This window comes from Streptomyces actinomycinicus (assembly GCF_016741775.1).
GTDB classification, from domain to species: domain Bacteria; phylum Actinomycetota; class Actinomycetes; order Streptomycetales; family Streptomycetaceae; genus Streptomyces; species Streptomyces actinomycinicus.
In genome coordinates this window covers 1-344 of sequence record NZ_JAERRK010000092.1, presented here as the reverse complement: position 1 = coordinate 344, position 344 = coordinate 1, and the positions used below count along the sequence as shown (strand labels likewise).

Here is a 344-nt window from a genome sequence, read left to right as displayed (position 1 = left end):
CCGAGGAACCGCACGGCACGTTCCGCACGGCCGCGCGCCGGCTGAAGCCGATCGCGGACATGGGCTTCGACGTCGTCTACCTCCCCCCGATCCACCCGATCGGCACGACCTTCCGCAAGGGCCGCAACAACACGCTCACCGCGGGCCCGGACGACGTCGGCGTGCCCTGGGCGATCGGCTCCCCCGAGGGCGGCCACGACGCCGTCCACCCCGCCCTCGGCACCCTGGAGGACTTCGACCACTTCGTCGCCGAGGCCACCGGGCTGGGCCTGGAGATCGCCCTCGACTTCGCGTTGCAGTGCTCCCCGGACCACCCGTGGGTGGACAAGCACCCGGAGTGGTTC

At 72.4% G+C, this 344-nt stretch carries 1 pseudogene; it reads left to right on the top strand.

What is annotated here, in order from left to right:
• A pseudogene (locus JK359_RS38640) lies at positions 1–344 on the top strand (alpha-1,4-glucan--maltose-1-phosphate maltosyltransferase); the annotation flags it as partial.